Origin of the sequence: Limnoglobus roseus (assembly GCF_008254045.1) — a bacterium.
GTDB classification, from domain to species: domain Bacteria; phylum Planctomycetota; class Planctomycetia; order Gemmatales; family Gemmataceae; genus Limnoglobus; species Limnoglobus roseus.
In genome coordinates this window covers 6,441,945-6,467,982 of the sequence record NZ_CP042425.1, presented here as the reverse complement: position 1 = coordinate 6,467,982, position 26,038 = coordinate 6,441,945, and the positions used below count along the sequence as shown (strand labels likewise).

The following is a 26,038-nucleotide window of genomic DNA, read 5'->3' as shown; positions in this document are numbered from 1 at the left end:
TCGGGAACTTCTAACGATGCCGCCCACCGACGCCACCGAAAAGCTGAACCGGATCAAGCACAATCCGCTCGACCCGAACCCGCGGCTGGCCCTGTACCTGGACACGAGCGTGCCACTGCACGCGGTCGCGAAGGCGAACTTCCTGATCGACGTGTCATCCACCTCGCGGCAGTGGTTCCTGCCCGTCGTGCGGCCGTTCTGCCGGCTGACCATCTGCGCCTTCAAGCTGCTGAAGACGGTGATGCCGCGGTTCCTGACATCGACACGGCTGCTGCACCACTCGATCCACTGGGGGTTAAAGTGGTTCGTGTCGCCGTACGCCAACTATCTCATAATGCGGCACTTCCACATCGGCACCGAACTGCTCCAGTTCATCGCCGCCAACGCGAAGGGGGTGCGGATGGAGTTCGTCGGCTTGCGGCCGCAGACGCTCCACGACCTGACGAAGAACGTCTTCCTCCAGCACGACCTGAACATCTTCAACTTCATCATCGAGATCAACCGGCAACTCAACGAACAGGGGCTGGAACTTCAGCCGAAGGGCGAGCTCGACTTCGGCTGCATCACCGACGGCGACTTCCCGATCGAGGACATGCCGTGCGGCTGGATCAACCGCATCGACCTCGAGTCGGCCATTGAGATCTACACGCCGATGTACCAACTGCTCCTGACCGACAGCGACTTCTGGCGGGCGTGCAACTCCCTCCAGCTCGACGAGACCATCGCCCTGTACGCGACAACGCTGCTGAACGACCACCGATACCTCGGGCTGGTGAACAACAAGCACCCGATCGTACCGAGTTCGACGCTGGGCGCGGCGCACCGGCTGATGCTGCACGGCTTGGCGGCGGAATTCCTGCACGCCTTCCTCGTGCGGCAGAAGCGGGCGCACGAGCGAGCCCGCGACGCGCTGAAGCAGGATCGACCGCCACAAGCAACTCCCGCGGGAACCGACACTTGATCTTCAGCGAATGCGAGTAGACCCGATTGGAATTTGTCACCGCCGAGCGCACGGGTGGGTTAGCATGTGTTGGCGAGTGCTTTCGAGTCGGTTAGCTTCGTTCGGGGAATGACAGTGTCGATCGGGAGACAGTCGATGACAGACGGGTTTTCCAAAACGCGATATCGGGTTGCCCAACACTGGCGATACCGCAATGAGACGCCCGAAGCGAGCGACATTCTCATCATCCTCGGCGTTGAAGATCACCCCACGCAGGGCATTATCTGCAACGTCAACGTCGAGTACGTTCCTCCCTTCGCAGTGGGCCCATCGAATTTCATAAGTGGCGGGTGGTACTGGGTGACGCAGGACGCCCTGGACCGGAGCGTTCTTGACCTCGTCGCCGAGAAGGGGCCACTCCCGCAGAGTTTCGGAACCACGGGCGATTTCCGCTGCGGGCCGGAGTTCTGGGGACGCAACACGGGACCGATGGCCGTGGACCGCACAGTCTGCGATCTGGTGCGGGAGCAGACGGAACGTTATAAGTCGGAGCGCGAAGAGTACGCCCGCCAACCGCCACAGGAACAGCCGCCGGCCGAGTCGCTGGGGCTGTGGTCGCTCATCGCCCGTAGCGAAACAGCACGCCTCTGCGAGCTGGTGCGGCAGCATCCCAGCATCGCCACGGACCCGCTCCCTCGCGACGAGTCTGACGAGTACTGTTATTCCGGCGAGGAGTACGAGGGGTGTACGCCACTCATGCTGGCCGCGGAATTGGGCGAGGTGGAGGCGGCCAAAGCCTTGTTGGAGTTTGGCGCGGACCCGAATCACCGGAACGCCCAAGGCGAAACCGCGCTGCATTTCGCCGGCCGCGCGTCGTGCCGATCTGACGGGCCGGCCAAGGTCGCCCTACTACTGTGTGAGCACGGCGCGGACGCTACGAACGCCGTGGGCAAAACGCCGATGACTTGTTCCTACTGTTCGACCGACGTGGCCGAGGTTCTGATTCGGTTCAGTGCTCCTCCGACGCTGAATCATGCGGTGCGGTTGCGGATGTTCGACTGGGCGAGGCGGGAACTGCGAAACAACCCGAATGCCGTCCGCGAGACCGTTTTCCCCGACGAGTTACTTGACGACATCGGACACGAAATCCGGAACGAGGCCGAGCGGCGACACGGAAGAGAGGTCCGCCTCGGTCGCGGCGAGAAGCCGGAGGACGGGGAAGGCGAATGGCCGGACATGATGGCCTGTTCGAGCGTCATGGCCTTTCACCTCACGGACGGCTCCCCGGCCGATGACGATAAGCTGGCGGTCTGGCGTCGGCACGCCGAGTTCGAGCGTGCGGTATTCGAGGAGTTTCGCGACCTGCTCGACATGGCGCTGGCGGGGGGAGCGGATGCGAACGCCGGCAGCACGCTGTTCTACGCGGTGACGATGCTCGACACGTCGCTGGCGGAATTGCTACTGCACAACGGCGCAGACCCGAACCGGGACGTTAAAAGGGGCGTCGCCACCTACATGCCGGACCTGGCCCGGACGCGACGGATGGCGAACCTCCTGCGTCGACATGGTGCCAAGGAGAACCCGTACACCAAGCAGGTTGAACCGTGGGAAGCGCGGATGAACCTGCTTACCGATCGCTTGAAGGAAGAATTCGATTGATTCGCCCCGCTTGCACTTGCCCGGGAGCGACGCCACTCGCGATCGTGGAATTGCTGTAAGCAGCCAGGTAACGGCCCGCGGCCCCGCTGCCTTACGTCCGTGCCGGGTTGCCTGGTTCCAGGGAAGAAGGAGACTGCGACGTGGACCTTCCCGACCAAATGCCGGAGGGGTGCAACTTCTAAGGGCTACTGCGCACGTCTCTGCCTCCGGAGGCAATCGCCCAACGGTTCACTTCCGCCGGTTGGAGTGCCGCTCCCGCCGTCGGTGAGGTCTGCGTTGAGATCGCCTGGGGCAAGCTGGCCGTGTTGCCGGGCGACCCGCTCGTCGTTCAAGGCCGACTGGACCGGCCGGACGATCGCGTCGGCGAGTTGCTCGGCCTGCTCGGGGGTCGCGAGATCGAGGGCGTGTACCAGTGGATCAACCCCGATGGTCAGTTGTGGCGGGAGTTGCCGTTCGACGAGTCGCTGCTCGACCCGAACGACCCCCGGCTGCCGGCCGACGTCAAGGCGTCCATCCGCGCCGGCCGAGCCGTATCACACGAAGTTGAGCGCCCGGTCCGCAAGCCATGGTGGCGGTTCTGGTAGGAATTGCCCGCGGGACGACGAAAGTGCAGTCCCGGTCCGCCGTCCGCCCCGCACGATGGAGCAATCATGCGAACTCGTCATCTGTATTTCGTCCTCGCTGCCGCGCTCGCTACCTCGTTCGCCGGCCGGGTGATGGCTGATAAGGAACCGGCCCTCGCCACCGAGGACGCGAAGTTCCTCGACGGGCTGATGACGGAGTTCCTGTTCGACCCCAGGGGGGCCGAGAGGGTGAACGTCCCGGTCGTCGTCCGCACCGCTTGGGGGACCGCCGGCGAGGGCACGGCCGACGGGTGGCTGGTTCCCGGTAAGGGCGGCCAACCGGACCGCGTTCACTTCACCGACGGCGCGTCCGTCCCGGCCCCGGCCGCCGGGAAGATGAAGAAGGTCGATTTCGTAGCCGCGTGCCGGACGCGGTACGCGCCGCACGCCGGGCCGCCGGAGCCGAAGAAGGGCGACCCGGACGACCTGAACCGCGACGAGGTCTTCAGCCGCATGAAGCGGGTCGCGGTCGGCGGCCTCGACGGAGACGACCTCGCCCAGGCGGCGTGGCTCCACCGGCACGGCCACGACGGGCTGGCCGCCCCCGCGTTGGCCGCCGCCCGCAAGGCGGCCCGTGACCCCCGCACCGGGGAGGGCGACGCCCGCAAGCAGTTGCGGGCCGAACTCGCCTGGTCGGCGTTCGCCGGCCTGGTCCACGCCTACATGGTGCGGGCCGACGACGAGGCCCTGGCCCACGGCGAGCGGCTGCTCAAACTCTACCCCGAGGAGTCGAAGGCCGAGGATTTCCAGCAGGCCGGAGCGGTGGTGGCGGAGTTGAAGCGCCGCCGGCAAAAGGGGTCGTTCGGGAAGCCGCCGCCGGAGCAGCGGCCGGACGGGTTCGACAAGTGGGACGCGGGGCGAAAAGTGGCTCACCTGATCGACGCCCTCGACGAGGTGGACGCCCGCCAGTGGGGGCAGCCCGGCGGCGTGGATCTCGCCGCCGACCGCCGCGTCCGGGAGCTGATCCGGCTCGGCGACGCTGCCGTCCCGGCTCTGATCGACGCCATCGAAAAGGATGAGCGGCTCACGCGGTCGGTCCACTTCTGGTGGGACTTCGCCCGTAGCCGGACCGTCCTCGGCGTCCGTGAGGCGGAACTGGTGGTCGTCATGTCGATCCTCCGCGTCCGCGTGTTCGAGCCGGTCGCCACCGGCGACAACTTCACCGCCCGCGGCGAGGACACGGCGAAGGCGACCGCAGCCCGGTTGCGGGCGTACTGGAAGGAGTACGGCGCCTGGCCGTTCGACGAGCGGATGATGAAGGTGCTGACCGACCCGAAAACGAGCTTCGAGGCCAAGCGGGAGGCGGCCGACAACCTCGCCAGCTTGGGCGACGACCGGACCTTCGCCACCACCGTGTTCACCGACCGCGCGGGCCGGGAGCGCACCGGGGTCAACCCGGCCGTCGCAAAGTTCAAGACCCCGACCGCGGCCGAGGCGATCCTGGCCGCGATGGACGCAGACCTGAAGGCGCACGACGCCAAGCCGGTCGATGGCCTGCACGACTACCACCGGCGACACCTGGAAGACGCCTACCTGTCGCCGCTCGTTGCACTGGGCGACAAGCGGGTCGCCGCCGAGCTCGCCCGGCGAAGCGCGGCCGCCGCCGGCCGCATGCGGCGGAAGTGGGCCTACGCCGCCCACGGCCTCGGCGACCCGCAGCCGTTCCGGCGGTTCGCCGCCGACTTCCACCGCGGCCTCGTCCGCCTGCCCGCCAACGACCAGCCGCAGACGAACGCCGACGACCAGCCCGGCACGGTCGAACTCCGGGGCATCGTCGGGTACTTCGTCGGTGCCGCCACCCCCGAGGCCGACGCCGCCCTGACCGCCCTGGCCGAAGCGAAGCACCCGCTGCACCGCGCGGTCGCCGACCGCGTCCTGCACGAGCGGGCGGACGGCAGCGACGCCGGAGCCTGGTTCGCGCACCCGTTTTGCCTCCGCATCCTGCGGGCGGCACTGGACGACCCGACGCCGACCGGCGCGACGTTCGCGATCGAGGCCGGCAACCTGCGGCGGAAGGTCAAGGACGGATGGACCGGCACGTCGATCCCGGATTTCCTCACCGACCCGGCCGTTCGTCGGGCCGAAGCGGCGGAGCGTGCCTGCGACGCCGCGGCCGAAAAGCTCGCGGAACTGGTCGTCGGCTTGCCGCGGTGTCACCCGCTGTACAAGGACGCCGACACGCGGTTGGGCGCGTTGCGAACCGCCTTCGACCGCTTCGCCGGCAACTACCGCCGCGCCACGGGGCGGGAGCGAGAAATTCTCAACCTGTCTTCGTGGGCACCGGCCTACCTCCCGGACATTCCCCCACTCGGCCGTGCCGCCAACGTCGCCGACGTTCGGGCGGGCCGGGCGGTCTTCCACCTGGACGGCATGGGGAAGCTGGCCGACTTGAAGTTGCCGGCCGTGGCCGGGCTGACGCGGGACGGGGGCCGGGAGCGGTCGCCGCGCGTCCTGATCGTTCAGGCGGAGGTCGGTCCTGGAGACGTGACGACGTACGGCGTCGTCACGCGGGACGGGGTGCGGGCTATCGCGGGCCAAGAGCTGATCAGCATCAAGACCTTCGCGGATCTGGAACGCGAAGAGAAGGAAGCCGCCCAGAGTGACAAGCAGAATAAAGAGTGACAGCCGTCACACCGACCTTCCCGAGCGATGGGGGGCATTCACTTCACACCCGGAGGTGCCGTATCATTGCTGAGATGGCATAGACACGGTCCGTCCGTAGAAGCTGAATCCTTTCTCCATTCAGTTAGGCCGTGCCCGAACTACGACCGGGATGAAACCAGCGCATCCATCGCCAAATCGCCCATCGCACCTACGCCCTCCGCGGTTCAAGGATGGCCGTACAGGAGGACCCACACACACGCGCACTCGCTGACCGTGGTCCTGCACGCCCCGCGAGGCCTGGCCATAGCGAACAATCCGCCCCGAAGGACGGCCTGTTCGATCTTGTCCATGACGGTGAGGTGATCGGGGAACCATGGAAGGTGAGATGTGCGGGGGGAAATAGGCGTCGCAGGCGAACCGGAAGTCGGCAGGCCTTCCGGCCCGGGTCGGCGACGGGCGACAGGTCGCCGGTGTCGCAGCCGGCGAGGGCGATGGCGGCGTTGCGGGAGCGGGAGCGGCCTTCAGTTCTTCGTAGGTGTCGCCCACGGGTTCGACACTCGGCTTCGGCGTGTGCCGGTCGTGGGCGAGCCAAGCGGCGTACCCGACGCGGGACTCGCTTGCGGCCGCCCTCGGCCCATGTTTCGATCGGGCGGATCAGCACGACGTCGGCCGGGTCGAACAGGGCGCTGACGAACCGGGCGATCGTTGCGACGACCTGATCCGGATCGTAGCCGGCTTCGTCAGATCGGCGGCCTTGACCGCGGCCACGATCGCCCACACGTTCCGGTGGTGCCGCTGCCACCCTCTCGACCGCGTGTAGGCGGACGCCTTCGCCGACGGGAATACGTATTACCACCGCAAATCGGCCGCCGCGTGCGGACTTGGCCGCCAGGGCATGCGGCAAGAACACCCGGCCATCACGTTGGCGGCGTGCTACCGCGAGACCCGTTCGAGTTGCTCGCGGAGGGGCGGCACGGCCGCCGGGTGCATCGTCCGTCGGTCCTTGTCCCCATCCCCTCGCGGACGAGGATCTCACCGGCCCCGAAGTCGATGTCCTTCACGCGCAGCCGGAGAGCCTTCCCGGATGCGAAGCCCGCCCCCTATTGAACCATGGCCACTAACAGCGGTAGGCCCGTCCCACCAATCGAGAACTTGTCGAATCTCGCCGCGGGTCCAGACGACGGGCAACCACGTCGAGCGGGTCGCGCGGACGACGCGGAGTTGGTCGAGTGGGCGGCCGAGGACGTACTCATCACGAAACAGGAGGTCGCACTGAGTCTAAGTCGATGCGGTTACCGGGCGATCGATGGCGAGGCGGGTCAGGTCAGGAATGCGTTCAGGTCTCCCTCGGCCACGTCAACCGGGTGCCGCTTGCCGTGGAACAGAATGAACCGGCGGCACCCGTCGCGGTCGGCGTCCTCGGTGCGAATCGCGTAGTGCCGCACCGGAGGGCGTGGCGGAGTTGGTCTAGGAGTTTAGGCGGCTGGGATACGGCGATTCCTACCGAGATGGACTGTCTCCCGTCCCCTTCGCCGGCCACGAAAGCATTCGCGGGCACCGGTCACCCGCCGGCCGGGACGAACCGGCACGCCGCCCGGAGTTCAGGCTCGCGGGCGAACGGATCGATCTCGCCACCGAGGACGAGGAGGTTGCCCAGGAACCGGAAGTCCGGCTTCGGCACGGTCGGGTCGTAGACGAGGACCTCGGTCACCTCCTTTACTCGCACCGGCCGGTCTGGGGCGGTCGGTCGGCACGAAGTCGATTTCAGAGAGTAGGCGCGCACGACGGACGAAGGTCCCGATCCGCATCATAGGTCGTGGCAACCATAAGACCCCGTTGTCTTCCCGGTTGCCCAAGCATTGACTGCGGCAAACAATGTCGTGTGACTGCTTACGAAGGAGATTTACTTCGTGAACGGTTTAAACAGCCGTGAGAACTCCAGCGGCGACTGGACGAGGCTACTGGAGGTGAGATCCACGTAGTTGATCGCCCCGCGGGGGTTCTGGTTGTCGCGGTTGAGTGACCACATGGCCAGCAGGCCGATGTTGTGAGACTGCGCCCAAGTCAGTAGTTCGCTGGCCTCCTGCTGGTCGAACGTCTCGGTCGTCACGTCGTTCAGGCCGATCATCGGCGTCACCCCGACCATCTTCCACCGGGCGGCTTCGCTCAGGCCCGGCCCGTACACCGCGGTGATCTGGTTGAACAGGCTGGTCGCCGCCTGGATGGCGTAGTCGCCCATGCGGCCGGCCGGGTTCGGGGCGGCCGAGTCGCCGTAGTCCATCGCCATGATGTTCACCACGTCCACCCGCGCGCCGGCCTGACGGGCCGACTGCAAGAGAGCGACGCCGTCCGGTGTCAGGCCGGTCGGCAAGACCGGCAGCGTGTACCGCACGTTCAGTTCCCGCCCGGCGGCTGCGGCCTCTTGCTGGAGGACAGCGATCGCCTGGTTGCGGCGGTCGTTGGCCGCCCGGTTGACCAGTGCCCCGCCCTCGATGTCGAAGTCCACGTGCGTCAGGTTGTACGCCTCGATGACCGAGCGGTACGCGGCCGCCAGAGTGGTAGCGTTAGTGACAACCTCGGCCAACTCGCGGCCGGCCGCCCCGCCGAACGACACGGCCACGTCGCCGCCGGCCTCCCGCAAGGTGGTCACCTGGGCCTTCAAACTCTGGTCGAACTCGCTGCCGAGGCCGTAGGAATCGTACCCGCCCCAGGCCGGCTGGTTCTGGGTGCCGGCGGTGATGAACGCGAGGGTAAAGTACTTCACGCCCGCCGCCTGCGTCGCGGCCGACAAGTTGTAGGTCGGGTACAGCGTGGCATCGACGTACGGGGCGAAGACGCTGCTCGGCCACGCCGACGCGGCCGGCGGCACCGTCGGCGGCACCACGGGCGGGACGACCGGGGGAACGACTGGCGGCACCACCGGCGGGACAATCGGGGGCACCACGGGAGGCACGACCGGGCTGGTCGCGGTGAGGACGAAGTTCGTGGGGGCGACGCCGCCGCGGTCGGCGGTGAACCCGAACGTCAAGCTCCCGTCGACCGGGATAACGGCGTTGTACGCCTTTGGGGCGACGGTGTACCGGGTGCCGACGCGCGACGTGACGCTCGCGTCCCAGATCGACGAGACGCCAGCGGCGAAATCGAACGCCAGCGACCAGCCGCCGATCGGCTGCGTGCCGGTGTTGCGAACCGTGATCTGGCCGGTTTGCCCGGTGCCCCAGTCGCTGCCGACGGCGAAGCTCACGGCTCCGCTGGCCGGCACCGGCGGAACGACGGGCGGTACTTGCGGGTCGAGTTGCACGCCGTTCAGCACGAACCCGCTCGCGTCGCCGGACGTCGTTCCGGGGGCCGCGACGAAACCGAACGATACACTCCCTTTGGCCGGGAGGGCCGTGTTCCACCCGCCGTTCGTGACCGTGTACTGGTTGCCCACCTGCGAGACGACCTTGGCGTCCCAGATCGACGTGACGCTGGCCGGCAGGGCGAACTTGAGCGTGGAGAACGGCACCGCGACGGGGTCATCGTTGGTCAGCCGGACCTCGGCCTGGAACCCGCTCCCCCAGTTCTGTGTGACGGTGTACGCGGCGTGGACGCCGGCCGGTGTCAGGCGGTCGTCGAGGCGGTCGAGGTGGAGTTGCGGGCGGCGAGCATGAGTGGACATGAACGGACCTCGGATCGGAAGGACTTTGGGGAGAGGTCGGACACGCCCGAGCCTCACTTCCTTGATCCGCGGGGTGTGACAGCATTTTTCCGCGCGCGAGCCGGCGGGCGGCTACTCGATCAGGTCGCCGAGTTCTTCGCGGAGGCGGCGGAGGACGCGGGACTTGGCCTGGCGGACGGTCGCCGCACTCACGCCGAGATCGGCCGCCACGTCGGCCGGCGTTCGGCCGTCTACCACGTATTCCCAGAAGGCCCGCCACGTCCGCGGCTCGAACTCGCCGCGGACCAGTTCCAGCCCGCGGCGGTACAGGGCGTCCACCTCGGTCGTCGTGCCAGCGTCCTCGGCCGGCGTCTCGGCGACGGCGTGCAGTTCGAGGAACGCCTCCGACCCGCCGACCGCCTGCGGCCGCCGGCCGGCGGCCGTCGCGTGCCGCAGCAACACGTTCCGCGTGACGCCGTGCAGCCAGCCGCGGAACGAGTCACCCGGGCGGTCGCGGCGAAACCCGGCCAGGCCGCCGGCGACGGCCCGAAACACGTCCTGCGTCACGTCGTCGGCGTCGGCCCCGGTCACCCCGCGGCGGGCCGCCCAGTACCGCACGAGCGGCCCGTAAAGGTACACCAGCCGCGCCCACGCGGCCTGGTCGTCCCTGCGGAGGCGAACGAGCAGGGTCATGGACGTGTCGCCGGGGTGGCCGGCCGGTGCGGTCATGACGGCTCCGAACCTCGAGGGAGTGTCACACGGGCGAGATGACTGTTATAACACACCGGCGGCCGACCGCTGCCGGCCCCGCCCCGGAGGTTGTCCGTGCCGCCCACCGCTTGCCCGAGTTCGGCCGAACTTACCGCCTTCCACCGCGGCGAAATCGCCCCCGTCGATGGCGACCGCGTGACCGCCCACCTGGAAGACTGTCCCGCGTGCGAGGCGGTGCTCAAGAACCTCGACGCCCGGCAGGAAGACGTCACCCGCATCCTCCGCCGCGGCCGGAACCTGTCGGTTCCGCATCTGCCGGCGGCCGGACCGTCGGCCCCCATGGGACCGGCCGCCGGGGACGTGATCGCCGGCCGGTACGAGCTGGTCGAACGGCTCGGCGAGGGGGGCATGGGGACCGTCTGGCGGGCTGACCAGCGGGAGCCGGTGAAGCGGCCGGTAGCGATCAAACTCGTCAAGCCGGGCATGGACTCGCAACAGGTGCTCGCCCGGTTCGAGGCCGAACGGCAGGTCCTCGCCCGCATGGACCACCCGCACATCGCCCGCGTGTTCGACGCCGGGGTGACGGCCGACGGCCGCCCGTACTTCGCCCTCGAACTCGTCGCCGGGGAGGTCGTCACGCGGTTCTGCGACGCCCACGGGCTTACTCTTCGTCAGCGGCTGGAACTGTTCCTGCCGATCTGCCGGGCGATCCAGCACGCGCATCAGAAGGGGGTCATCCACCGCGACATCAAGCCGAACAACGTGCTTGTAGCGCTGGTGGACGGGAAGCCGGTGCCGAAGGTGATCGACTTCGGCGTGGCCAAGGCGGTCGGCGAACCGCTGACCGACCGGCCCCCCGACACGATCGCCGGCACGGTCGTCGGCACGCCGGAGTACATGGCCCCGGAGCAGGCCGACCCGCACCCGACCGACGTGGACACGCGGGCCGACGTGTACGCCCTCGGCGGACTGCTGTACGAACTCCTGACCGGCTTCCCGCCGTTCTCGCGGACCGAGTTCGCATCGGCCGGGTTGCACGAACTGCTGCGGGCCGTGCGGGAAGTCGATCCGCCGCGGCCCAGCGTGCGGCTGAGTTCGGCCGACACCCGTCCGGGCACGCCGAAACAACTCGCGGCCGCCGTGCGGGGCGACCTCGACCGGGTCGTGATGAAGGCCCTGGAGAAGGACCGCGACCGGCGGTACGATTCGGCCGGCGCACTGGCCCGGGACATCGAGCGGTTCTTGGCCGACGAGCCGGTCGAGGCCGCCCGCCCGTCGCCCGGCTACCGGCTGCGGAAGTTCGTCCGCCGCCACCGCCGGCCGATCGCCACGGCGGCTGCCGCCAGCGTCCTCCTCCTCGCCGCTGCCGGCGTGAGCACCTGGCTGGCCGTCGAAGCCGTCCGCGAGCGGAACGAGAAGCGGCAGGCCGTCGCCGACCTGAGCGACGAACAGATTCGGACGAACGCCGCCCTCGCGGACCTCGCCGCCCAACAGCGGGAGACGGCTTCCGCCCTCGACCGCGTGACGACCGCGGAGGCGAGCACGAAGGCCGCGTTCCTTCGGGCCGAGGAGGAACTGACCTCGCGGCGGGCGGTGCAATCCTTCTTCCTCGACACGGTCATCGCTGCTGGCCGCCCGACCGGGCAGGGCGTGGGCCTCGGCCGCGACGTGACGCTCCGACGGGCAGTGGACGCCGCCGCCCCGCGCGTCGGGCCAATCTTCCACGGCCGGCCGCTCATTGAGGCGACCATCCGCGTCAACCTGGCCGAAACCTACCTCGCTCTCGGCGACGCGGACCGAGCCGGCGAGCAGTACGCGGCGGCCCGCAGACTCCGCGAGACGGGACTCGGGCCGACCCACCGGGGCACCCTCGAAGCCGCCGTCGGCGTGGCCGTGGCAGCCGGCACCGCCGGCCGGCCGCTCGACGCCGTGCGGCAGTTGCAGGCTGTGGTTGCCGCCAGTCGCGCGGCCCACGGCCCCGACGACCTGACCACGCTGCGGGCCGTCGGCGATCTGGCGGGTTGGTCAGTCGCGGCCAACCGCTTCGCCGACGCCGTGCCGCTGCTCGAAGACCTGGTCCCGAAGTTCAAGGCCGCCATCGGGCCGGACGCCCCAGACACGCTGACGGCGATGGTGAATCTGGCCGAAGCGTATGCCCGCGACGGCAGCCGGCCGGACGCCGACGTCCGTCGTCGGCTGGCCGTGGAACTGCTCGAAGCGGTCCGCCGGTCGCGGCAGGAGACGCTCGGGGCGGATCACCCGCAGACGCTGATCGTGGCCGGCACCTTGGCCGACGCCTATGTCGAGGCCGGCCGCAACGCCGAGGCCGTGGCCTTGCTGGAACAGGTCACCCCCGCCCGCGAGGCGGTCCTCGGTGCCGACCACCCGGACACGCTCATCGCCCAGACGGCGCTCGGGGCCGTCTTCCTGAAACTCGACCGCCCGCAATCGGCCATCCCGCCGCTCGAAAAGGCGGTCGCCGCCTTCGCGGCCCGGCCGAACCCTGATCACCCGGAAGCTCTCAACGCCCGAGCCAACCTCGCCAAGGCGTACGGGCTGGCGGGTCGGGCAAAGGAGGCGGTGGACCTTCTTGAAGGCGTGCTGACGGCCCGTCGCCGCGACCCCGGCCCCGACCACCCGCGGACGCTGGCCACCGCCCTGACTCTGGCCCGGCAGGAGTTGCGGGCCAAGTTGCCGGACCGGGCGATGGCTCACCACGCCGAGTTCCTGGCCGGATACCGCAGGCATTTCGGGGCCGACACCCCGCTGTACGCCGACGCCCTCGTGTGGGTGGCCGAGAACCTGCTCGCAGACGGCCAGCACGCAGCGGCCGAATCGCACCTGACCGCCGCCCTGACCGTCCGCGAGGCACGTCAGGGGGACGAGTGGGTGCGATTCCACACCGAGTCGCTGCTCGGCGAAGCGCTCCTCGGCCGCGGTGACCATGCGACTGCAGAACGCCGCCTGACTGCCGCCTACTCCGGCCTGAAGGCTCGCCGCGAATCGGTGCCGACGGAAGCCCGGAGCGTGCTCCCCGAAGCTGCCGACCGATTGCGACGGCTGTACGCGGCCCTGGGCAAGCCGGCCGAGGCCGACCGCTGGCGGGTCGAGCGGGACGAAGTTGCGGCAAAGCCGCGACCATGAGGCCGGTCGAATTCGGTGCTACACTGTCGGACCCACGGAGTTGAACGCGATGACTGAAGATGTCGATTCCGGCACCCAGGCCGCGACCCCGGACCAGAACCGGCGGTCGGCGCAAATCTCTTCGGCCCCGGCCGTCGACCCGCCGCCGCGGGCCGGGGAGCGGTACGAGTTGCAAGAGCCGATCGCCCGCGGCGGCGTGGGGGCCGTCTACCGGGCGTGGGACGCCGTCCTGCACCGATCGGTCGCCGTCAAGATGATGCACGACGCCTACCGCACCGACGCCAACGCCCAGCGACGGTTCGAGTACGAAGCCCGCATCACGGCCCAACTCCAGCACCCCGGCATTCCGCCCGTGCACGACCTCGGCACCGCGTCCAACGGCTGCCTGTTCCTGGCCCTCAAGCTCATTCGTGGGCAAACCCTCGACGCCCTGCTGAAGGCCCGCTCTAGCCCGGCCGCCGACCACCCGCGGCTGGTGGCCGCGTTCGAGGCCGTCTGCCAGGCCATCGGGTACGCTCACAGTCAGGGCGTCTTGCACCGCGACCTGAAGCCGCTCAACGTCATGGTCGGGGCGTTCGGCGAGGTGCAGGTGATGGACTGGGGGCTGGCCAAGTTCCGGTCCGACGCGGGCGACGTGCCGGTCGATCCGGACGGCGCGTTCCGGGACCCCCGCGCGGCAGACGACGGGGGCACGCTCGCCGACATGATCATGGGGACGCCGGCATTCATGCCGCCGGAGCAGGCCCGCGGCGACGCCACCAACGTCACCGAGCGGAGCGACGTGTTCGGCCTCGGCGGCATCTTGTGCAGCATCCTGACCGGCCGGCCGCCGTTCGTCGGGGTGGACGTGCAGTCCACGCACGAGCAGGCCGCCCGCGGGGCCGTGCGGCCGGCGTTCGACCGACTTGACGCATGCGGGGCCGACCCGGCCCTGGTCCGGCTAGCGAAGCAGTGCCTGGCCGTGGACCCGACCGACCGACCGGCCAACGCCTCGGTTGTGGCGGCCGAGGTGGCCGAGTGGCGGGCCGACACCGCCCTGCGGGTCCACCGTGCCGAAGTCGCCGCCGCCGCCGCCGACACCCGCCGTCGCGTGACGACGCGAGCCGCCGCCCTCGTGGTCGCCGTACTGGCCGGCGGCGGTGCCGTCGCCGCCTGGCAGGCCGTGCGAGCGACGCACGCCCAGGACCGGGCCGAGATCGGCGAGCGGGAGGCCAAAGAGGCGAATGAACTCGCCCAGGGCCGGTTGGTGCAACTGGAGTTCACGAACGAAACCTTGTACGGAATGATCGCGGGCCTCGACCCGCAGAAGGCCAAGGAGGCGGGCACATCGCTGGAAAAGATTCTGACGGAGCGGGTGATCGCGGCCGTCAAACAGTTCGAGGCGAAAGCCTTCACCCACCCCAGCATGGTCGCCCAGTTTCAGGACGGCCTGGGCCAAACCCTCATGCACCTCGGCGAAGTGCACGAGGCCCTCGCCCTGTTCGAGAAGTCACACCGGACCTGCCTCGCCGCACTCGGGCCGAATCACGACCTGACACATCGGGCGGCCAACAGCCTGGCCGGTGGGTATCAGGCCGTTCATCAGTTCGACAAGGCCATCCCTCTGCTCGAAGCCAAACTGGCCGCGTGGAAGGCAAAATACGGGCCGACCCACGAGTTCACGCTCCGGGCCATGAGCAATCTGGCTACGGCCTACCGCCTGACTGAACAGAACGACAAGGCCCTGCCGCTGCTCGAAGAAGCCGCCCAACGACGGGAGGCCGCCAACGGGCCGGCCGACGCCGAGGCGCTCTCGTACCGCTTCAACCTGGCCCTCGCCCACCAGACGGCCGGCCGCCCGGACAAGGCCGTGCCGTTGCTCGAAGCCGTCCTCGCCGCCCGCACCGTCGCCGCCGGGGCCGACCACCTCGACACCCTGGGCACCGCGACGGCTCTCGGCAAGGCGTACGTTGCGGTCCGGCGGCCCGACCGCGGGTTGCCGCTGCTCGAAGACACCCTCCGCCGGGCCGTTCGCGTGCTCGGGGCCGGCCACCCCAACACGCTCGTCGCCCGGTCCGCCGTGGCGACGACGCTCGGGACCGTCGGGCAGAAGGCGGCTGCCCTTCCGTTATTCGAGGAGAACGCCCGCCTCTTGCTCGCAAAGTACGGTCCGGACCACGACGACACCCTCGGGGCGCAGTTCAATCTGGCGCAGACGTACCTGGACCTCGGCCAGCCAGCGAAGGCCATTCCGGTGTACGCGGCCGCCCTGCCCGGGCTGCGGCTGAAGTTCGGCAACGAGCACCCGATGACGCTCGGGTGCATCGTCGGGCTGGCCGGCAGTTACACCGACACAAAGCGCGGCGAGCCGGCGGTGCCGCTGTTCACGGAGTATCTGGCCGTGAGGCGAAAGACGGTAAAGCCGAACGACCCGGCCTTCGCCCTCGCACTGTCGCAGATCGCGGCCGACCTCCACGGAGCGGGTCAGTTCACCGCCGCCGAGAAGTTGCTCCGTGAGTGCGTGGCCATCCGCGAGGCGGTCGAGCCGGACGGCTGGGCGACGTTCGACGCGAAGGCACAGCTCGGCGAAACGCTACTCGCCCAGCGGCTGTACACGCAAGCCGAGCCGCTACTGTCCGCCGGGTACGACGGCCTCGTCCGACACCGGACAGATTTGCCGAAGGCGGCGGCGGGCCGGCCCGCCGAGGTCGCCCATGCCTTGGCCACCCTGTACGCCGCGGACCGCGGGAGTCCCGCGACCGGCTCGAACGAAGTTGCCCCGCCACCCCGGGCCAAGGACTGAGGTTCAACGTGGACTTGAGCCGAGCATCCCGAGGTGCTGACTCACCTTCACTCAAGCCGCCCAAACTGTGCGGCATGTCCCATCCCATTTCGCTCCACCCGCCCTGGCAACTCATTGATGAAAGCGCATCGGGCGCCCTGTGCAGAACGTGCGGAACTCTTCCCCTCCCGGTTAAAGCGGGAGGACACTCTACCCGCACCTCGCCCCAACTTCCTTCACGGACATATGAGTCTGAAAAAAGGTTCCGCAGGTTCCGTACGGTGGCGGAGGCGCCTCGAATCGCAGACGATCCCGCGCGTCTTCTGCCCGAATGGCAGGTGCCGCAGGGCGTCCCTAATCCGATCGGGCGCGCGACGAGGCCGGCCGGTCACGGCCTAATTCGTTCACGTCAATGCGGGCCGTGTGCGGCTGGCGGTGGGGCGACCGTGCGGTGGCGGACGAGCCAGAACACGAACCCGATGAGCCCCGCGTTCACTGTGAAGAACGCCAGGAAGAGGACGAGGCCACCCTTCCCAAAGGCGTCCGCGTGGGCCGGGTATAGGGCCTCGAACCGGGCCGCCCCAAGAGTGTGGATCCGGACTGCCTCCCGGCACACCGTCATACCCCCAATCGTCAACGCCAGGCCGACCGAGCACGCGAGCAGCCGGCGAGCATGGAACTGGTCAGCCGTCCTGACCCACCACCAGCCGCCGGCCTGAGTTGCCAGGCCGGCGACGGCCGCCGCGAAGTACGGCCAAGCCATCGGCGACCGGAACGCCTCGCGGGTGGTGGCATCGGCCGCCAGGGCGTAGCCGCCGGCCGCGGCCGACACGAGTCCGAGGCCGACGCCCGCCAAGCCCGCGATCGAACGAGGCCGCCCCGTACCCCGGTACCAATGCTGCCAGGCGAGCACGACCGCCAGCGTCGGCACCGCCCCGAACGCCCATACTAGCAGCCGGGGAACCAGTTGCGGCTCGGTGTACACCTGCGACCCCGTGGCGTAAAAATCGCCCCAAAACGAGGGGCTGCGGACGCTCAGCAGGTGGTTCTCGGTCCACGTGTACCCGGTGAACGCGACGCACGCGACCGGCACGCCCGCCACGGCGGCCCGGACCCACGCCGGGCGGCGGGTCAGCCACTGCGACTTGAGCAGGTAGAGGGCATAGAACCCGACGATCAGGGCCGGCAGGATGGCCATCCACCGGTTGAACAGCAAGAGGTTGGCGGTGTAGTACCCCCGCTTGTAGAGGATCTGGACGAACAGCAGCGGGGCGATGCCGGCCGTGATCGCCCCCGACAACATCAGCGGCATCCAATCCTTGAGAATCGCGATCGACTCGCCGGGCCGTGGTCGGGGCCGAGCGAACGCTACCGCGAGCAGGGCCGTTCCGGCGAGCACGTAGTTCATGAAGACGACGTGGGCGGTGAGCGTCACGACGTAGGCCGTCAGATAGAAGGCGGTCGGCAGTGGCAACGCGAACGGGAATGGCAGGTCCATCAGCGGCTCCCTTCCGGCGTCCGGCGGAACGCGGGGTGCGGTCCGGCCTCGTCCAGCCACGCCCGGATGCGGGCCAGCCGGGCGGCGTACTCCGCCTTCTCCGCTGCCGGGTCGGGCCACTCGCCCGGCCGGTTGGCCTCCAGCCACGTCACGTACTGCACCAGCGACTCTAGTTCCTCGGGCGTGCCGACGAACGGCGGCATGAACGGCTTGAGCCGCTGGAGCTTCGCGAAGTTCTGCCGCTTCATGTCCGCGTCCCACCCCTTCGTCAGCCCCGGCAAGGCGTTCACCCCGGCGACCGTGTGACACACGCTGCACTGCTCGCGGAAGACCAGTGCCCCCGTGCGAAGGTGCGGGTGCGGACGGCCGGCGAGCGTCGGCAGGTCGGCCTCGCCCCGCAGCGGGAACGGGTCGATGGCGGTCAGTCCCGTCCGCCGGAGTTCCGCCACCTGTTCCGGCCGCACCGCGTTCGAGTAGAGCAGTTCTCGCAGCGTGTACGGTTTGCGAACACCTTCCCGCACGAACTCGCCCCCGGCGGTGGCGGCGAACGCGAGTACGCACAGCACGGTGGCCGTCGCCCCATTCACGTAAAGGCGGTTCCGCAGCAGGCCGACGAGGGCGTACCCGCCGACGAGGGCCGACGCCCCGACGGCGATGTTGAGCATGAGCGTCATGGCGATCGACCCGCCCATAATCCACTCGCGGCTGTCCGGTGGCATGGCCCCGACGAACCACAAGCCAAGCAGCGGCATGGCGGCCATCGGGGCCATCAGCCACGCGGCCCGGCGGACCAACTCCTCGCGCTCGGGCCGCGTCAGTTCCGACGCCAGGTTGACAACGACCATCGCTGACAGGGCCGCGACCACCAGGGCTGCGATGGTGCGGTACAGGAGGGACGGCAGGAACGTCGGGTTGAAGAAGGCGGCGGCCAGCGACCGGCTCTCCAGCCACGCCCCGGGCGTCAGTTGGAAGGACAGGATGCCGTTGATCCAGAACAGGCTCATCCACGCGGCGACGGAGTAGAGGGCCAGAAGCGTCAGCCGCGCCCTGTCCGTCAGCCGCGATCCGTACCGGAAGGCGGCGTACCCGGCCACCACCTCCAGGCTGAAGAACGTCCACTCGATGGCCCACAGCCAGTGGAACTCGTCGACCATCAGGCCGATCGTGACCGGGCTGACCTGGATGGTGGTGAACCACATGCCGACGCCGGTGAGCGCCCCGGCCACGAAGCTGATGAGCACCAGGTAGCGGAAGTAGCCGTCTACGAACGCTCGGGCACACCGACACCGGCCGGTCATCGATAACCACTGGAAGTAAGTCAGCAGGATGCCGCCGCCGATGGCGAAGTGGGCGGTGAAGACGTGGAAGATGCCCAGCCCGCCGATGACCAGCCCCTTCATGAGCGGTCCGAAGTCGTTGGTCGGGTACAGTACCGCGTCCATCCCCTTCCCTCCGTCGTGCTGGCCGGTGCCCGTGCTGCCGACCCTGGATGACGATACCGCCCCGGCGAGGGGATGTCATGCGGAAAGCCCGGATTGTCATTCCCACATCCGAGACGCCGCCGCGGCCGTATTCTCAAGGTGCCACTTCGCCCGGGAGGTCTGCCGTGAATCATCCCACCCGCCCGCGTTGGTTTGCCGTCCTCGTCGTTGTCGCGTGCGTCACGTCGGCCCGGGCCGACAAACCGGCGGATCGCAAGTACGAACTGGACGCGCCGCCGCTGACGATCTTCGACCGGCTGGAGGGCCTCAAGCTCGGCGACGTGCCCCGGCTGCCCGACGACGAACGCAAGCTGCTCCTCGCCGCCTGGGGCCGCAAGGAGCAGCCGCCGGCCGAGGTCGAGGCCGACGTGATCTTTGACGCGATGCTGTTCGCGTCGGGCGTCGAGGAAGCGGAACCGCGGCGGAAGTACCGCGAGCGATTCGACGCTCTGTTGGCCGACGCCAAGGCGGCCGTGAAGGACGCCAAGACCGACCGCGACCGCGGCGAGGGCGTGATGAATCTCTTGCACGCCACCGTGATGAAGAAGGGGTACGAAGGCACGCAAACCTCACTCGCCGCCGTGTTCGACACCGGCACGTACAACTGCGTCTCCGCGTCGGCGATGTACTACCTCGTCGCTTCGCGGGTAGGGCTGAAACTCCAAGGCATCTCAATTCCGGGAAGCGAATACCAGCCCGGCCACGCCTCGCTCGACCTGATCGACGGCCCGGACCGCGTCCAGATTGAACCGACCAACCCGGACAGGTTCGACTGGGCGGCCAAGCTCAAGCGGCCCGGCGTCCAGGTGATCGGCGTTGTGCCCGACCGCGAGAAAGGGCACGCGGTGGACGCTCTGGGCATCGCGGCCATGATCTACTCCAACCGCGGAGTGGCGTTGGCCCAGGAGAAGCCTGCCCGACGGCTGGCGGCCGCTCGATGCTACCTCGCCGCCTTGGCCCTGGACCCGACCGACGGGACCGCGTCGAAGAACCTGCTGTCGGTCTTCGTCAACTGGGGGCCGGACCTAATGGCCGACAAGAAGTACGAGGACGCCGTCCGCGCCCTCGCATTCGGGCTGAGCTTCGCCCCGAAGGCGAAGGCGTTGCAGAACAATCACCACGTGGCCTGGGAGAAGTACCTCGACGCCGCGGTGGACGCCGGCGACGACCCCGCTGCCGTGGCCCTGATCGCCCGCGCGGCCAAAGCCGTGCCGACTGAGAAGGACTTCCGAAACTCCGCCCACTGGTTCATCCGCGCCGGCCAGCGGCACGCCCAGGCGAAAGACTGGGCGTGCCGCTGGCCGTGATCGAGCGAGGCACGAAAGTGCTTCCTAAGGCGGAAGCCAAGGCCCTTTCGGCCGCCCGGATCAGCATCTTCCGCCAGTGGTCGCAGGAGTTGCTCGACAAGCCGGACGCCGACGGGTCGCTGAAGGTGCTGGCCCGCGCGTACACCCTGGCCCCGACGGACGCGGAGGTAGTCGCGGGGATCGCCTACCACACGCAGCAGGCCCTGGCGGCCCTGGAGAAGACGTCCGCCTCCGCGATGGCAGACCACTACGCGGCGGTGGCGAAGCAGTTCCCGAAGGTGGACGCCGTCGCCGAGGCCGGCAAGGCCCACGCCGCCCGTGCCCTGGACAAGCTCGCCGACGACAAGAAGTTCAAGGAAGCTCTGGCCGCCGTCGGCACATACCGGCCGCTCCTGGCGAAGTCCGGGCACGAGGCCGAGGTGGCCGAAATGGTGTACGACCGGTGGGCCCGGTCCCTGACCGCCGACGAGAAGTGGGCCGACGCCCTGGCGAAGTACAAGGAAGGGATCAAGGCGTACCCAACGGGCAAACTGTTGCGAAACAACGCCGTCGCCGTCGTGGACGAGTGGGCGGAGGCGGCCACGAAGAAGAGGGACTGGGACGCGGCCATCGCCGTCTACAAGACCGGACTGGACGTCTTGGGCAACGAAGAGCATTTGCAAGGCAACAAGGCGTACTGCGAACGGATGAAGGAAAAGAAATAGGTTTGGGGTCGTCCCATCCGGAGAAAAGAAGCCCCTATCCCGGCCGACGGCAGCCGTTATGTTGGTCCTCAGACCCGGCGTGATTGTCCCGCTCCCGAGCCGGAGACCCCTCAGGATACTACGCCGTGGTCTGTGCAGCAGGTGGGGATGCCGCCAGCCCGGTCCGGGTCACGAGCTGGCGGCCGAGCAGTAACCGCGCGGCAGCGATCCCCGGTCTCCGGGTTCCGGAGGGAAGTCGGAGAGATAGAGCTAAACGTCGCACGTCGCTCCCGGTGATATAATCCGCCTGACCCGTCACTCCTCGCGACCACCTCACCGCGGTTCGATTCTGCCATAGATGCCGGGTAGGGGGCAATTTCCTTTGGTGATTAGAGCGGTTCCCGAGTAGGCGTAGCGGTCGGGTAGCCGCAACTGCGGAAGTAGTTGCGGCACTCCTCGGGGGCGAACGCGGCCGACCGTTCGCCCCGGTAGTCCTCGACCGCCCGGATCGTCCGCTTGGCCGCCGCCCGCAACCGCGCCTTGAGCTTGCGGAACGCCCTCTCGATCGGGTTCCGGTCCGGGGAGTACGGCGGCAGCCGCCGCCGCGCGGCCCCCGCCGCCTCGATCGCCCGCCGCACCCCGGCCCGCTTGTGGCACGCCAGGTTGTCCATCACCACCATGTCCCCCGGCCCCGTCGATGACCGTCGGGGCGATCATGCCGTCCGCCCGCAAGGCGGCCACGAACGTGGTCGTCTTCCCGTGCCCGTGCGGCACGGCCATCACCAGCCGCCGGCCGGTCGGGCACCGGCCGTGGGTCCGGGCCATGTTCGTGCTCGCCCGCGTCTCGTCCACGAACACCAACGTCGCCGGGTCCAGCCCCGGCTGCGCCGCCCGCCAAGTCGTCCCGCTGTTGCTTCACGTCCGGGCGGTCCTGCTCGGCCGCCCGGATCGACTTTTTTTTCCGCGACAACCCGAGGGCGACGAGGGCCCGGGCCAACGCCGACCCGGACAGCGAACCGCCGGCGGTACTCGGCCAGTGTGGCGTCCGGGGCGGCGACGGCCCCCGGCGTGGGCCGCCGGGGTCACCCGACCCTCCTCCCGCCGGGTCTGCTGGAGCCGGCGGACCCACGACGCGCTGACCGAAAACGTGCGGGCCACCGCCCGCGTCTTGGCCCCACCGTCGCAGGCGGCCAGCACCCGCGCCCGCAGGTCCATCGAGTACGCCCGCATCGCTCGCCCTCGCTCGGTACGTCCAGCATAACCGAGCCGAGCACGACGCGCTAGACCCGACCGGGAACCGCTCTTATGGTTGCTCCCATGTTGATGACCCTGCCCGGTTCCGCCGACCCCGCCCTAGTCACGCTCGGCGGCCGAGACTTGGTCCTCACCCCGATTCCACCCGCCGATGCGTGGAAATTCCGCAAGGCCGCGGTGACGAAGATCCAGGCCAAGATGCGCGACCCGGCCGAGTTGGCCCTCCGTGCCGTCGCCCAGGCCCGGGCGGCCGGCGAGCCGCTCAGCGCGGAGGACCGATCCGCCTTGTTCCGAGAGGCACTCGCCGCGGCGGCGGTCGGGAAGCGGGAGCCGACCGCCGCCGAGATTCAAGCGTGGACGATGACAGCCCAGGGGATGCGCGAGTTCGTGTTCCTGGCGGCCGTCGGAAACACGCCGGCCGTGACGCGAGTGGCTGAAGGAGGTGCTGACGGAAGAGACGTTCGTCGACTTCCTAACCGGCGGCACCACCCTCGTCGCGCCGGTGGAAGAGAAAACCACGGACGAGTCGGCCGAGTAACGTCACCTTCCTTCATCTCACAGATCACTCGCCATGTTCCCGCCCCCCAAACGCCCGAACTGACCTCCGGACCGCCGCCCCGACCAGACTCACAGCGTGCAGGTGGACGTGGACTTCGACCTGAAGAACTACGACTCCGCAATGCGCGACATCAAGGGGTTCGACAAAGAAGTGGCGCGGGTGAAGGCGGCGCTCGCTGACCGGGGGTTCCGGTTCGTGTCGACGGTCAACCTGCCCAAGGTGCCGACGCCGGCTCGATGAATTGCGCCTGCCGGGTGGCCCATCCCCGGGCCGATCGGTGGGGTGATTCGCTCAACCCGACTGTCAACGCCACAAGACACGATGCCCGGCCGCGCGATGGCGATGGCGGTCGGGTTCGTCGCGGGCAACAAGGGCGCCCCGGCCGGGTGGGGCAACTCCGTCAAGAAACTGCCCGTCACCATCACCGGCGTCACGGCGAACGCGAGCCGCGCGATGGGGGCCGGGTGGCCGGGCGAGGGTTCAACCTCGGGATCAGCCCGCTCCAAGCCTTGACGGCCAGTGCGCCGGTGGCCACCGGCGGCACCCTGGGCATGGTCCGGGCCGGGCTGAGGAACACGGTCGAAGGGAACATGCTCGCCGCCCAGTTCACCATGCTCTCTCGCGAACTCGCGGGGATTTTTCTGCCCGTCGTCCATGCCCTCACGCGGCGGATGCAGGCGCTGAACCTCTGGCCCTCGAAGCTCGCCATCCGGCAGGAGGACCAGCTCATGCACGTCGGCGGGGTGGCCGCGGCCGGGGCGCTCGCCAAGCCCGTGATCTGCCCGGTCCTCGGCCTGTTGGGCGGTGCGATGAAGGCGGTGGCCGGGCTCGCCCCAGCCCTGGTCGGCGTGGCCGGGGCCGGCGGCCCGGTGACGCTCGTCCTCAGGGCCATGGCCGCGACGCCGGCCGCCGACCGCCGACGTCGCGTTCGCCGGCGTCGCGTTCGCCGCCCTCGGGGCCACCTCCGAGCCGATCCGGAACGCACTCGGGAAAGTCTTCGCGGCATTTGAGAAGGTGTGGGTAGCGATGGCCCCCGTCCGGCAGGCGCTCTTGGAACTCGCGGAAGCGGTGGTCGTGCCGTTCCCGGAAGAGTTGGCGCAGGCCATTACCGACATCGCGACCGACCCGGAAGTCATCGGGTTCATTCAGGACTTGGCCGACCAGATGGACGGCCTCGGGGTCGTCGCCCGCGGGGCCGCCGAGATCGTCCGCGAGGCCATGGACGCCATCGTCAACCTCCGCCCGCCGGACTTCCAGGGCGTCGTGAACGGCATCATTGACGACGCCCTCAAAACGCCGCGGAACGGGGGAAGAAAGAGAAGCCCGAAGACCCCGGCGGCCACCGCCTGCCCACTCCCCGTCAACCGGGCTGCGAAGACGCGATCGGGGCGTTCAACCGAATTCAGGACGCCGTGACGAAAGAAGGTGGAATGACCGAGGCCGAGAAGCAAACGATGCTGTTGGATGCCATCAAGCGGGCGCAAGACGCCCTCCTCGCGCAATAGCCGCCGCCGCAGGCCCTCCAGCAGCCGTTCGGGCAGCGGCCGGCGAACAACGGCCGGCCGTGGTGGCATCGCTCACCCGACGACGACGACGCCCTCCATATAGTAGAGGCGCACCTCCTGGACCTTCGCCCCGCCGTCGGTCGTGAACTCGCCCTCGTAAAACGACCCCGCGTCCCGCCCGACGAAGTCCGCCCTCATCGACCGCGCTGGCGGGCCGTACCTCCGCTCCACCTGCTCCCGCGGCCGGCCGAACACGCTCTCGTTGAACGCCGTGACCGTCATCCGGATCACCTTCCGGGACGTGCGACCGCGAACGCGCCCGCGAACCCCGCGGGCAGGCTCACCGCGATACACTCCGCGGCGGCCATCGCCGCGTTCGCCGGCTTCCGCCGGGCCTCCGGCTCGCCGCTGTCGTCGTCTCGGTCGCGCATTGGCCCGCCCTCCCGGAGTGCAGCGCATCATCCCGCGGGGGCGGGGGGTGAGTCAGGGGTCGTAAGGGGCGGATCGGAATTGTTGACCGTGTTGACGTGGGGGCAGTTATAGACTTTCGCTTCGGCGAATGAAGCCGGACGACAGCGGGGCCTACGGAGCGGCCGTCACCCGGTTGGAGCCCCGCTCGCCGGGCAATATGTCTGAACGCTCTTTTGTGCCGCGACTTCTGGGAGGCGAAGCAGACGACGAAGGGGAGCCCGCCGAGGACGGTGAGATCGAGCAACGCCGAGATAGACGCACCCACTCCCGGAATCGATTTCACCGAGCTAATCTCGTGCTCACGAACCTTGGGGAACCTCAATCTGCCCGACAAATCACCCCGCCTCTCGCCCTTCGTCCCCGGGGACGCTACTGAGGGCTGGGCGGGCGAACCATCGGCGCGGATATCGCTCCCAGAGCAACTGCGCCGGCGTCGCGAACGCATACCAGCACGAGAGGAGCGGTGCGGCGACACGGGGGATCGCGGCGATCATCATCACGATGAACACGAGCCGGATGATCGCCGGGCCGTCTCCACGGCCGCGGGCCAGGAGGTGGCGGTGGTAGCGGATGCGCGAGACCATCAGGCCCGCGGCCACGAACGTGACGATCGGGAGCACCCGCGCCGCCACCCAGTCGAGCGCGGACCCGATCTCCGGCCCCCACATGTTATCGTACGCCGGGTCGGCCAATACTGTCGGGCCGAACGCCATCATCGGGAACGCGGCTACCACCGCCGCCGCCGCGGGCGACGGCAGCCCCGTGAAGTCCTTCGGATGCTTCCCGCCGTCGTCCGACTCGACGTTGAACCGCGCCAGCCGCAGGACCGTGCACACGACGTACAGTGCCCCCACCATCCACAAGAGCCGCGGGTGGTAGCCGTACGTGACCGAGAACTGGATCATCAGAAACGCGGGCGCGGCGCCGAAGGTGATGGCGTCGCAGAGCGAGTCGAGCTGCGCGCCGAACTCGCTCTGCTGGTTCACCCAACGTGCCGTGCGGCCGTCGAACGCGTCGAGCACCATTCCCAGGTAGATCAGGCACGACGCCACGAACAGCGACGTGGGCGTGTCATAGTTCGCCCACCTCGACGCGAACGTGATCGCACCGAAGCCGCAGATGCCGTTCCCGAGCGTCAGCGCGGTCGGCAGCACCGCGAACACCTTGTCACGGCGGATCAGAGGGTCTCGCTTCACCG

Annotated in this window: 22 protein-coding genes and 1 pseudogene; 13 read left to right on the top strand and 10 right to left on the bottom strand. The window is 69.0% G+C overall.

Annotation, left to right across the window (positions count from 1 at the left end; translation table 11 throughout):
• Positions 1 to 16: 16 nt before the first annotated feature.
• The 5 genes from PX52LOC_RS27385 to PX52LOC_RS27365 all read left to right on the top strand — a co-directional run bounded on the left by PX52LOC_RS27385 (position 17) and on the right by PX52LOC_RS27365 (position 6,646).
• Positions 17 to 961, top strand: a complete 945-nt coding sequence (locus tag PX52LOC_RS27385; RefSeq protein WP_149113075.1) for a DUF6999 family protein — start codon at positions 17 to 19, stop codon at positions 959 to 961.
• Positions 962 to 1,096: 135 nt separating this feature from the next.
• Complete coding sequence (locus PX52LOC_RS27380; RefSeq protein WP_168219234.1) at positions 1,097 to 2,599, top strand: ankyrin repeat domain-containing protein; 1,503 nt, start codon at positions 1,097 to 1,099, stop codon at positions 2,597 to 2,599.
• A gap of 302 nt (positions 2,600 to 2,901) precedes the next feature.
• Positions 2,902 to 3,183, top strand: coding sequence for a hypothetical protein (locus PX52LOC_RS27375; protein ID WP_149113073.1), 282 nt, complete (start codon positions 2,902 to 2,904; stop codon positions 3,181 to 3,183).
• Positions 3,184 to 3,249: 66 nt separating this feature from the next.
• On the top strand, positions 3,250 to 5,844 hold the full coding sequence (locus PX52LOC_RS27370) for a hypothetical protein (protein ID WP_149113072.1): 2,595 nt from the start codon (positions 3,250 to 3,252) through the stop codon (positions 5,842 to 5,844).
• A 517-nt stretch (positions 5,845 to 6,361) separates the two neighbouring features.
• Positions 6,362 to 6,646: a hypothetical protein gene (locus PX52LOC_RS27365; RefSeq protein WP_149113071.1), complete on the top strand. Its 285-nt coding sequence runs from the start codon at positions 6,362 to 6,364 to the stop codon at positions 6,644 to 6,646.
• 499 nt (positions 6,647 to 7,145) lie between these two features.
• On the opposite strand, the gene PX52LOC_RS43460 is transcribed toward PX52LOC_RS27365, so the two are convergent.
• From PX52LOC_RS43460 to PX52LOC_RS27355, 4 genes are all read right to left on the bottom strand, one after another.
• Positions 7,146 to 7,271, bottom strand: coding sequence for a phage integrase N-terminal SAM-like domain-containing protein (locus PX52LOC_RS43460; protein WP_261345039.1), 126 nt, complete (start codon positions 7,269 to 7,271; stop codon positions 7,146 to 7,148).
• A gap of 116 nt (positions 7,272 to 7,387) precedes the next feature.
• Complete coding sequence (locus tag PX52LOC_RS41005; RefSeq protein WP_168219233.1) at positions 7,388 to 7,537, bottom strand: hypothetical protein; 150 nt, start codon at positions 7,535 to 7,537, stop codon at positions 7,388 to 7,390.
• A 192-nt stretch (positions 7,538 to 7,729) separates the two neighbouring features.
• Positions 7,730 to 9,487, bottom strand: a complete 1,758-nt coding sequence (locus PX52LOC_RS27360) for a cellulose binding domain-containing protein (protein ID WP_149113070.1) — start codon at positions 9,485 to 9,487, stop codon at positions 7,730 to 7,732.
• Positions 9,488 to 9,598: 111 nt separating this feature from the next.
• Complete coding sequence (locus tag PX52LOC_RS27355; protein ID WP_149113069.1) at positions 9,599 to 10,195, bottom strand: RNA polymerase sigma factor; 597 nt, start codon at positions 10,193 to 10,195, stop codon at positions 9,599 to 9,601.
• 96 nt (positions 10,196 to 10,291) lie between these two features.
• Between PX52LOC_RS27355 and PX52LOC_RS27350 the strand changes: the two genes are divergently transcribed.
• Both PX52LOC_RS27350 and PX52LOC_RS27345 read left to right on the top strand, forming a co-directional pair.
• Positions 10,292 to 13,321 (top strand): serine/threonine-protein kinase, encoded by a 3,030-nt coding sequence (locus PX52LOC_RS27350; protein WP_149113068.1) that lies wholly within the window; start codon positions 10,292 to 10,294, stop codon positions 13,319 to 13,321.
• Between the two features lie 49 nt (positions 13,322 to 13,370).
• On the top strand, positions 13,371 to 16,103 hold the full coding sequence (locus PX52LOC_RS27345) for a serine/threonine-protein kinase (RefSeq protein WP_149113067.1): 2,733 nt from the start codon (positions 13,371 to 13,373) through the stop codon (positions 16,101 to 16,103).
• Positions 16,104 to 16,491: 388 nt separating this feature from the next.
• On the opposite strand, the gene PX52LOC_RS27340 is transcribed toward PX52LOC_RS27345, so the two are convergent.
• Both PX52LOC_RS27340 and PX52LOC_RS27335 read right to left on the bottom strand, forming a co-directional pair.
• Positions 16,492 to 17,580, bottom strand: coding sequence for a hypothetical protein (locus tag PX52LOC_RS27340; RefSeq protein ID WP_149113066.1), 1,089 nt, complete (start codon positions 17,578 to 17,580; stop codon positions 16,492 to 16,494).
• Positions 17,580 to 19,022 (bottom strand): c-type cytochrome, encoded by a 1,443-nt coding sequence (locus PX52LOC_RS27335; RefSeq protein ID WP_149113065.1) that lies wholly within the window; start codon positions 19,020 to 19,022, stop codon positions 17,580 to 17,582. Before PX52LOC_RS27335 ends, PX52LOC_RS27340 begins: the two co-directional genes overlap by 1 nt.
• Before the next feature lie 164 nt (positions 19,023 to 19,186).
• On the opposite strand from PX52LOC_RS27335, the gene PX52LOC_RS27330 reads away from it, so the two are divergent.
• Together PX52LOC_RS27330 and PX52LOC_RS27325 are read left to right on the top strand one after the other, a co-directional pair.
• Positions 19,187 to 20,368 (top strand): hypothetical protein, encoded by a 1,182-nt coding sequence (locus PX52LOC_RS27330; RefSeq protein ID WP_149113064.1) that lies wholly within the window; start codon positions 19,187 to 19,189, stop codon positions 20,366 to 20,368.
• 17 nt (positions 20,369 to 20,385) lie between these two features.
• Positions 20,386 to 21,072: a hypothetical protein gene (locus tag PX52LOC_RS27325; protein WP_149113063.1), complete on the top strand. Its 687-nt coding sequence runs from the start codon at positions 20,386 to 20,388 to the stop codon at positions 21,070 to 21,072.
• A gap of 368 nt (positions 21,073 to 21,440) precedes the next feature.
• On the opposite strand, the pseudogene PX52LOC_RS44125 reads toward PX52LOC_RS27325, so the two are convergent.
• Positions 21,441 to 22,281 (bottom strand): annotated as a pseudogene (locus tag PX52LOC_RS44125) (transposase).
• Positions 22,282 to 22,951: 670 nt separating this feature from the next.
• On the opposite strand from PX52LOC_RS44125, the gene PX52LOC_RS41000 reads away from it, so the two are divergent.
• The 4 genes from PX52LOC_RS41000 (at position 22,952) to PX52LOC_RS27300 (ending at position 24,280) form a co-directional block, all read left to right on the top strand.
• Positions 22,952 to 23,104 carry a hypothetical protein gene (locus tag PX52LOC_RS41000; RefSeq protein WP_168219231.1) on the top strand — a complete coding sequence of 51 codons (153 nt, stop codon included), beginning with the start codon at positions 22,952 to 22,954 and terminating at the stop codon, positions 23,102 to 23,104.
• An 81-nt stretch (positions 23,105 to 23,185) separates the two neighbouring features.
• Positions 23,186 to 23,377 (top strand): hypothetical protein, encoded by a 192-nt coding sequence (locus tag PX52LOC_RS27310; RefSeq protein WP_149113061.1) that lies wholly within the window; start codon positions 23,186 to 23,188, stop codon positions 23,375 to 23,377.
• Positions 23,329 to 23,874, top strand: coding sequence for a hypothetical protein (locus PX52LOC_RS27305; protein ID WP_168219230.1), 546 nt, complete (start codon positions 23,329 to 23,331; stop codon positions 23,872 to 23,874). The genes PX52LOC_RS27310 and PX52LOC_RS27305 overlap by 49 nt, the downstream gene beginning before the upstream one ends.
• Positions 23,875 to 23,890: 16 nt before the next feature.
• On the top strand, positions 23,891 to 24,280 hold the full coding sequence (locus tag PX52LOC_RS27300) for a hypothetical protein (RefSeq protein WP_149113059.1): 390 nt from the start codon (positions 23,891 to 23,893) through the stop codon (positions 24,278 to 24,280).
• A 161-nt stretch (positions 24,281 to 24,441) separates the two neighbouring features.
• Here PX52LOC_RS27300 and PX52LOC_RS27295 read toward each other — a convergent pair whose 3' ends face one another.
• The 3 genes from PX52LOC_RS27295 to pssA all read right to left on the bottom strand — a co-directional run bounded on the left by PX52LOC_RS27295 (position 24,442) and on the right by pssA (position 26,036).
• Positions 24,442 to 24,651 (bottom strand): hypothetical protein, encoded by a 210-nt coding sequence (locus tag PX52LOC_RS27295; protein ID WP_149113058.1) that lies wholly within the window; start codon positions 24,649 to 24,651, stop codon positions 24,442 to 24,444.
• Positions 24,652 to 24,656: 5 nt separating this feature from the next.
• Positions 24,657 to 24,800 carry a hypothetical protein gene (locus PX52LOC_RS40995; RefSeq protein WP_168219229.1) on the bottom strand — a complete coding sequence of 48 codons (144 nt, stop codon included), beginning with the start codon at positions 24,798 to 24,800 and terminating at the stop codon, positions 24,657 to 24,659.
• Between the two features lie 375 nt (positions 24,801 to 25,175).
• Positions 25,176 to 26,036, bottom strand: a complete 861-nt coding sequence (gene pssA / locus PX52LOC_RS27290) for a CDP-diacylglycerol--serine O-phosphatidyltransferase (protein ID WP_149113057.1) — start codon at positions 26,034 to 26,036, stop codon at positions 25,176 to 25,178.
• Positions 26,037 to 26,038 lie beyond the last annotated feature (2 nt).

What these genes read in the sequence shown, in the direction of transcription:
- PX52LOC_RS27355 (WP_149113069.1), bottom strand. Translation starts at nt 10,195, where the DNA reads ATGACCGCACCGGCCGGCCACCCCGGCGACACGTCCATGACCCTGCTC.
- PX52LOC_RS27370 (WP_149113072.1), top strand. Translation starts at nt 3,250, where the DNA reads ATGCGAACTCGTCATCTGTATTTCGTCCTCGCTGCCGCGCTCGCTACC.
- PX52LOC_RS27380 (WP_168219234.1), top strand. Translation starts at nt 1,097, where the DNA reads ATGACAGACGGGTTTTCCAAAACGCGATATCGGGTTGCCCAACACTGG.
- PX52LOC_RS27385 (WP_149113075.1), top strand. Translation starts at nt 17, where the DNA reads ATGCCGCCCACCGACGCCACCGAAAAGCTGAACCGGATCAAGCACAAT.
- PX52LOC_RS40995 (WP_168219229.1), bottom strand. Translation starts at nt 24,800, where the DNA reads ATGCGCGACCGAGACGACGACAGCGGCGAGCCGGAGGCCCGGCGGAAG.
- PX52LOC_RS27340 (WP_149113066.1), bottom strand. Translation starts at nt 17,580, where the DNA reads ATGGACCTGCCATTCCCGTTCGCGTTGCCACTGCCGACCGCCTTCTAT.
- PX52LOC_RS27295 (WP_149113058.1), bottom strand. Translation starts at nt 24,651, where the DNA reads ATGACGGTCACGGCGTTCAACGAGAGCGTGTTCGGCCGGCCGCGGGAG.
- PX52LOC_RS27300 (WP_149113059.1), top strand. Translation starts at nt 23,891, where the DNA reads ATGGCCCCCGTCCGGCAGGCGCTCTTGGAACTCGCGGAAGCGGTGGTC.
- PX52LOC_RS27345 (WP_149113067.1), top strand. Translation starts at nt 13,371, where the DNA reads ATGACTGAAGATGTCGATTCCGGCACCCAGGCCGCGACCCCGGACCAG.
- PX52LOC_RS27360 (WP_149113070.1), bottom strand. Translation starts at nt 9,487, where the DNA reads ATGTCCACTCATGCTCGCCGCCCGCAACTCCACCTCGACCGCCTCGAC.
- PX52LOC_RS27310 (WP_149113061.1), top strand. Translation starts at nt 23,186, where the DNA reads ATGCCCGGCCGCGCGATGGCGATGGCGGTCGGGTTCGTCGCGGGCAAC.
- PX52LOC_RS27335 (WP_149113065.1), bottom strand. Translation starts at nt 19,022, where the DNA reads ATGGACGCGGTACTGTACCCGACCAACGACTTCGGACCGCTCATGAAG.